Source organism: Prevotella sp. P5-64 (assembly GCF_002251285.1).
GTDB lineage: Bacteria > Bacteroidota > Bacteroidia > Bacteroidales > Bacteroidaceae > Prevotella.
Genome location: NZ_NPJK01000029.1, coordinates 126303 through 133240, shown reverse-complemented (window position 1 = coordinate 133240; position 6938 = coordinate 126303). Strand labels below are relative to the sequence as shown.

General features: G+C 48.1%; 4 protein-coding genes. All 4 read left to right on the top strand.

The window, feature by feature from the left end; all coding sequences use genetic code 11:
* Positions 1-737 (top strand): transposase (locus CIK87_RS05085; protein WP_144008070.1); only part of this gene is annotated, 737 nt, incomplete at its 5' end.
* Positions 738-2393: 1656 nt separating this feature from the next.
* A complete protein-coding gene (locus CIK87_RS05080; protein ID WP_371327107.1) occupies positions 2394-3515 on the top strand; it encodes an Abi family protein in 1122 nt (373 codons plus the stop codon).
* Positions 3516-4282: 767 nt separating this feature from the next.
* Positions 4283-5689 (top strand): aminopeptidase P family protein, encoded by a 1407-nt coding sequence (locus CIK87_RS05075; protein WP_094386029.1) that lies wholly within the window; start codon positions 4283-4285, stop codon positions 5687-5689.
* 26 nt (positions 5690-5715) lie between these two features.
* Complete coding sequence (locus CIK87_RS05070; RefSeq protein ID WP_094386027.1) at positions 5716-6921, top strand: aminopeptidase C; 1206 nt, start codon at positions 5716-5718, stop codon at positions 6919-6921.
* The last annotated feature ends 17 nt before the right edge of the window (positions 6922-6938 follow it).

Below are 6938 nucleotides of genomic sequence, written 5' to 3'. Positions count from 1 at the left end.
CAAAACTTGAGGGCAAACGTGTCGGGCTGGTCCGCATGGATAGCGGTTTCTTTGCGAAGGAAATACTTGACTATCTGGAAATGAAAGGGTTACACTATATCATTGCCTGCCGTTTCAACAATCGTATAAAGTACAGTCTCACCCATGAACGCAAATGGATAGAGCTAACAGACGGATTGGAAATATCCGAAACCATCTATCAGGCAAACGGTTGGGAGAAGCCTAGACGCATTGTGATGGTCAGGCAAGAAATAGACAAGCGCCCCAAAGCTGCAGGAAAGCAAATCAAGCAACTGGAGCTTTTTGAGGATGAGCAGGATTTCGGAAAATACCGATACAGCTGCTTTGTAACAGACCTTGACCTGCCGGCCAAGATTGTATATGACTCATATCGCGGAAGAGCGGATTCTGAGAATAGGATAAAAGAATTGAAGAATGATTTCTCCATCGATGACTTTGTCACAAATAACTTCTGGGCAACAGAGGCATGTGGGAATTTCATTGTTATGGCATATAACTTTATGTCGTTGTTCAGACATGCGCTGATCAATTCCAACAAGAAGAAATTTCTGAAGACTATCCGATACGAGTTGATATCGACGCCAGCCTATCTGGGAAAAACAAAAGACAAGCACATCCTATATTTGGCTAGATCACTAAAAACACGACAATCATTCTTATCTATATGGGAAAAATTAAAGGATTTCTCTTTGCCGTACGACACAGAGAAATCCTAATGACCGATTTGGGATTAACACATTCCTGCTTGGGGAGAGCATTGAAATGGAGTTTGTAGTGGATGGTACGCACCCTTGGCAACTCTGTAGGAGTTGCTGCTTGCGGACATCTCTTCCATGGACAAGCCATAAACCTCTCTACAAGAGACGTCATCATCATCCCAACTACCTGGGTGAAATTCGAGATGGAGTTTGTAGTGGATGGTACGCGCCCTTGGCAACTTTGTAGGAGTTGCTGCTTGCGGACATCTCTTCCATGGACAAGCCATAAACCTCTCTACAAGAGACGTCATCATCATCCCAACTACCTGGGTGAAATTCGAGATGGAGTTTGTAGTGGATGGTACGAGCCCTTGGCAACTCTGTAGGAGTTGCGATTACATAGCCCAGGGTTGAGGCGTGGAGCGCCTCTACCCTGGGTGCCGTGAGAAAAAATGATAGCAACGCTGTAAGTGTTGCGCTTAGCCAAAGGCGTTACCGCAGCGAGTTTTTTCTGCTTATTTATTGTGATAAAATCCAACTGAGAATAACGCCTACGGCTAAACGCAACTCCTACAGAGTTGCTATATTAGTGGGGTCGCTTACCCAGGGTAGCGTGCTTCGCCCGCAACCCTGGGCTGGGGAAACGCAACTCCGTCAGAGTTGCTGCTGCTTGCGGGGTGTACAACCAGAAGCCCCTCCCCAGCCATCCCCAAGAACCTGGAGTTCTATCTTGCTGTGGGTGAGGGCATTAGACATTAACATCATTTCCTTTGGGGAGAACATAGGGAGGGCTCAAACAATAGTGACGCAGCCCATTTGGTCACCGGTGCAAAACTCCTTTCAATCAAGGTGGTGTTAATATATCCTTCTTTTCATAATAACATTATTCGCACCTTTTTGAGATTTTTACCCTATCGGTTTATACACCTTTTTGAGATTTTCTGCAAGGATTGTATCTAAAAACATTCCTGTTTGGCCTCTTTCCCATTGCATAAGCCCCTCCCCAGGTCTTCCCCAAGGGGCGTCTTGCTGTGGGTTAGTGTATTATAACTTGCTACGGGTAACGCCTACGGCTAAACACAACTCCTACATGAATTGGTGAAATTGATAGACTGACCTATTGCGAGTTTGCCAAAAATGCCTTTCAAAAACGGATAATCAATAATAATGTTGGTGTTTAGAAGAAAATACCATATCATTGCAGACGAACAAGAACCAAAAATATAATAAAAAGGTTTCAAAAATATGGCACAAACATCAAGCCAAAGCACTGTAAACAATATAGAAATGAGGCTTAAAGGAAAAGGTCGTGGTTCGATAGCTTTCCAACAAGACTATGCAGACTGCGGAACGCCATCAGCCGTGAAGTCAACATTCCATCTTTTTGACACCTGCCGATAGAAAATATGGTAATCATTTTTTGTACCGGCGTTAGCCGGACTTTTTTTACCGCCAACGGCGGACTTTTTGTCATTTGTGACTTTTCAGCCTGCCATCAGGCAGGCGCGGATGGGGGTGGCGGGGAATATCCGAGAGCTCGCTCTCGAGATATTACACGACACGCACAGACGCAAAGGGCGAAGCCCTGAAAAGGCGCAAATCTTTTTGTAGCTTCTTTGTGATGCCCTAAAACTCAGCGGTGAAGGAACTCCCGCCCCTTGAGCAGGAATGGGGATGGGCTTATCGGTTGGCTACCTTCATTCCTTTAACTTCATATTTTCCTTGAAAAAAGTTTGGTTGTTTGAGACTTTATTGCTAACTTTACACCCGAAAAAGAAGATTCTCGGTTTATACCGAATCAAAGATAACAGAACCCGTCTGCATCCCGGAGACCTGCAGGCGGGTCACTTTTTTTATAAAACAGGTATGGTAAATCAGAAACCGCATAATATAGAAGAACAGATACGCTTGCTTCGTGACAAGGGCATGAATTTCTCAGATGATGAAGAGCGTAAGGCCAAGGAGTGTTTCTCGCGTATCAGCTATTTCCGTCTGAAATATTATTGGAGAGACTTACTGGATGCAGATACAGATGGAGATTTCATTGAAGGAACCACCTTTAGTGATGTTATCCGGCGGTATGATTTCGACCATCAGCTGCGCCTCATCCTTTTTGACGCAATAGAAATAATAGAAGTGGCATTGCGTTCAAAGGTGATTAACCATATGTCACAAGCCGCAGGTAATGGATTATGGTATTTGGACTCCTCCCTTTTTGAGAACAGTGATTACCATGAAGATTTCGTTTACGACTTAAAATATGAATTTGGAAGAAGTACGGAGCCTTTTGCCAAAGAATATATAGACAGTCATCCCAACTGGGACGAGGAGTCTTTTGACGGTGACAATCCGGATGCGTGGAGGATAATAGAGGTGGCAACATTCGGTACTCTTTCCAAGATGTGTAAAAACCTTAAATCGCAGCTTCCGCAGCGTTCCGCAATAGCCAACGATTTTGGACTTTACTCAGCAAAAGACCTTACAGGTTGGCTTGAGGCGATTTCTCTGATGCGTAACATTGTGGCACACCATTCCAGACTATGGAACAGAACGTTTGGAAAGAAAGTAACCAATCCAAGAGGCTTACGTGGCAAATGGCTAAACTCACCATTGACAGAAAATCAGAAGAACAGGCCATACGGCTTCATCGTGGCAATGCTGTATCTCTGCAATGCTGTCTGCCCCGGAAATAAAATAAAAAATAAGATTCTTGATCTGATAAGTGCCAATCAGAACATTCCTTATCAAAGGCTTGGTTTTATCGGAAATTGGAAGGACGATCCAATATGGAGGTAAAAGCCGTTTGTGATGATTTGCACAAAAGGCTTTTCCTTGAATGGGTAGAAAGCGGGATGTATAAACACAAAACGGTCATCAGGCTGATTTGGATTTAATAAGCTAATGATATAAACACAAAAAGCCATGGTAAAAAAAGCGGCCGTTGGCCGTTCAAAAAGTCCGCCATTGGCGGTAAAAAAAACAGTTGCTTGTAGTGGTTCACCGAAGAGAGCAAGGAAGAAGAGGTGTTATATATCGACAAGAAATAAGGTAATCACTTTTTCTACTGGCGCAAGCCGGACTTTTTTTACCGCCAACGGCGGCTTTTTGTTATTTGTGATGGTATATTCACGACAAGTAACGCCTTCGGCTAAGCGCAACTCTTACAGAGTAGCTATATTAGTGGGGGTGCTTACCCAGGGTAGCGCGCTATGCCCGCAACCCTGGGCTGGAGAAACGCAACTCCGTCAGAGTTGCTGCTGCTTGCGGGGAGAAGCCCCTCCCCAAGCCCTCCCCAAGGGGCGGGAGTCCTATCTTGCTGTGGGTTAGGACATTATAACTTGCTGTAGGTACGCATCTTTGGCAACTCTGTAGGAGTTGCTGCTGCTTGCGGGGAGGCGCGTCTGTTGGTGGTTTCCCCCATATACCTTATTATATATATAGCAAAAGTGATTTTTCCCCGTTTTTGTTTGGCTACGTTGCGCATTATCATTAACTTTGTAATTCATAGGCGGATAGCCGCCTGAATGATATGGATTATAGGACAACAAATAACACATAATACAATGTTTAGCAAAGAAACATATATCCGTCGTAGGGCTGAGCTGAAGCGCTTGGTCAAGAGTGGTATCATCATCCTGTTTGGTAACAACGACTCGCCAGCCAACTTCCCCAACAACGGGTATTACCCCTTCCGTCAAGACTCCACATTCTTATACTATTTCGGTCAGCAGCGCGACGGCCTGGTGGGCGTGATAGACCTGGACGAAGACAAGGAAACGCTGATAGGCAACGACATTGACATAGAGGACATCGTGTGGTATGGCTCTGTAGACACTGTGGCCGACATGGCTTCACAGGTGGGCGTGGAACACTGGGCTCCGATGAAAGAGCTCAAGACCATCTGCAACGCTGCACTGAGCCAGAAGCGCCCCATCCATTTCCTGCCTCCCTACAGATATGATATCAAGTTGCAGCTGTTTGATCTGATAGGCATACATCCCAACCAGCAGAAGGAATCGGCATCGATGGAGCTGATTAAGGCTGTGGTGAAGATGCGTTCTACCAAGGAACAGCAGGAGATAGAAGAGCTGGAGCGCGCCTCGGTGATAGGCTATAAGATGCACACCACCGCCATGAGACTGACTCGTCCGGGACTGACCGAGAAGTATATCGGCGGTCAGGTGGACGGCATCGCCCACTCGTATGGCGCCATGGTCAGCTTCCCCACCATCTTCTCGCAACACGGCGAGATTATGCACGGCAACCCCTCGATGGCTGAGCTGGAAAGCGGACGCCTCGTGCTCTGTGATGCCGGTGCCGAGACCATCAACAACTACTGCTCTGACCACACCCGCACCTACCCCGTGAATGGCAAGTTCAGCCAGCGACAGCTGGAGATATACTCTATCGTAGAAGCAGCCCACGACCATGCCCTCGAGGTGGCACGCCCCGGTGTGAAGTATGCCGACGTACACTTCTCCGTATGCCGCCTCATCTTTGACCGTCTGAAGGAACTGGGGCTTGCCAAGGGCGACACCGAAGAGGCTGTGCGCCAGGGTGCCCACGCCATGTTCCTGCCCCACGGACTGGGCCACATGATGGGTATGGATGTACACGACATGGAGAACCTGGACCAGGTGAACGTAGGATTTGACGAGGAGACCCGCCCCAACCTCGAGCAGTTTGGCACCAACTGTCTGCGCATGGGACGCCGTCTGCAGGAAGGATTTGTAGTGACCGACGAGCCTGGCATCTACTTCATCCCCGCCCTCATCGACGAATGGCGCGCCAAGGGACACTGCAAGGACTTCCTCTGCTTTGACAAGCTGGAGACCTACAAGGACTTTGGTGGCATCCGCATCGAAGACGACCTGCTCATCACTGCCGACGGAGCCCGCTTCTTGGGCAACGAGCGCATCCCCTATCATCCCAAGGATGTAGAAGCATATATGGCTGAAAACAAACAATAATCAACAGAATCATAAAACAACGAGAAATGAAAAAAATCATGATGATGGCGCTCATGGCTATGGTGGCCTTGGGCGCGAACGCACAGGAGAAGAAGGCTGAGAAGGTAAATCCCAACAAGCCCGTATTCACTGTGGTCAAGGAGAATAAGATTACAAGTATCAAGGACCAGAACCGTTCGGGTACGTGCTGGAACTACTCTACCCTGAGTTACTTTGAGGCCGAAATCCTCAAGGCTACCGGCAAGGTCTATGACCTGGAAGAGAGCTTCGTGACCAACAAGACCTATATGGACCGTGCCATCCAGGTAGTACGTCTGCATGGTGACTGCCAGTTTGCTCAGGGCGGTTCGGCTTACGACCCCTTGTACTGCATCCAGAACTATGGCATCATCCCCCAGGGCATCATGCCTTTCCCCGGCAGTCTGTATGGCGACTCACTGAACAACTTCAACGAGTTCTTCACCGTGCTGTCTCCCTATGTCAAGGCTATTGCCACCAGCAACAGCAAGAAACTGTCAAACCAGTGGAAGGTGGGTCTGCAGGGCATCCTCGATGCCTACCTCGGCAAGTGTCCTGAGAACTTCACTTATGAAGGCAAGAACTATACTCCCAAGACTTTTGCTGCCAGTCTGGGTCTCGACTGGAACAACTACGTGACCGTAACCAGCTATACCCACCACCCCTTCTGGACACAGTTTGCCGTTGAGGTGCAGGACAACTGGCGCAACCCACAGTCATGGAACGTGCCTATCGACGACATGGCCCGCATCATCGAAAACGCCATCATGAACGGCTACACCGTAGCATGGGGTGGTGACGTATCGGAAGAGGGCTTCACCCGTCAGGGTCTGGCTTACTTCTATGACACCAAGAAGATGGAAAGCCTCGCAGGCAGCGATATGGCACACTGGCTCAAGCTGCCCAAGGCCAAGAAGACCAACCTCATCGACTCTCTCGGTGTAAACGTGCCCGAGCTTGTGCCTACACAGGAGCAGCGCCAGCAGCGTTTTGACAACTGGGAGCTGACCGACGACCACGGTATGCTCATCTTCGGTATCGCCAAGGACCAGAACGGCAAGGAATACTATATGGTAAAGAACTCATGGGGCGAGTCCGGCGAATACAAGGGTATCTGGTACATGACCAAGAACTACATCGTGGCCAACACCATGGACTTTATGGTCAACAAGAATGCCATCCCCAAGGATATACGTAAGAAAATGGGCATCTAAGAACCATAGCGCATAAA

Bases quoted from the DNA above. Each gene is read 5' to 3' on its own strand.
- CIK87_RS05075 (WP_094386029.1), top strand. From the start codon at position 4,283: ATGTTTAGCAAAGAAACATATATCCGTCGTAGGGCTGAGCTGAAGCGC.
- CIK87_RS05070 (WP_094386027.1), top strand. From the start codon at position 5,716: ATGAAAAAAATCATGATGATGGCGCTCATGGCTATGGTGGCCTTGGGC.
- CIK87_RS05080 (WP_371327107.1), top strand. From the start codon at position 2,394: ATGGGCTTATCGGTTGGCTACCTTCATTCCTTTAACTTCATATTTTCC.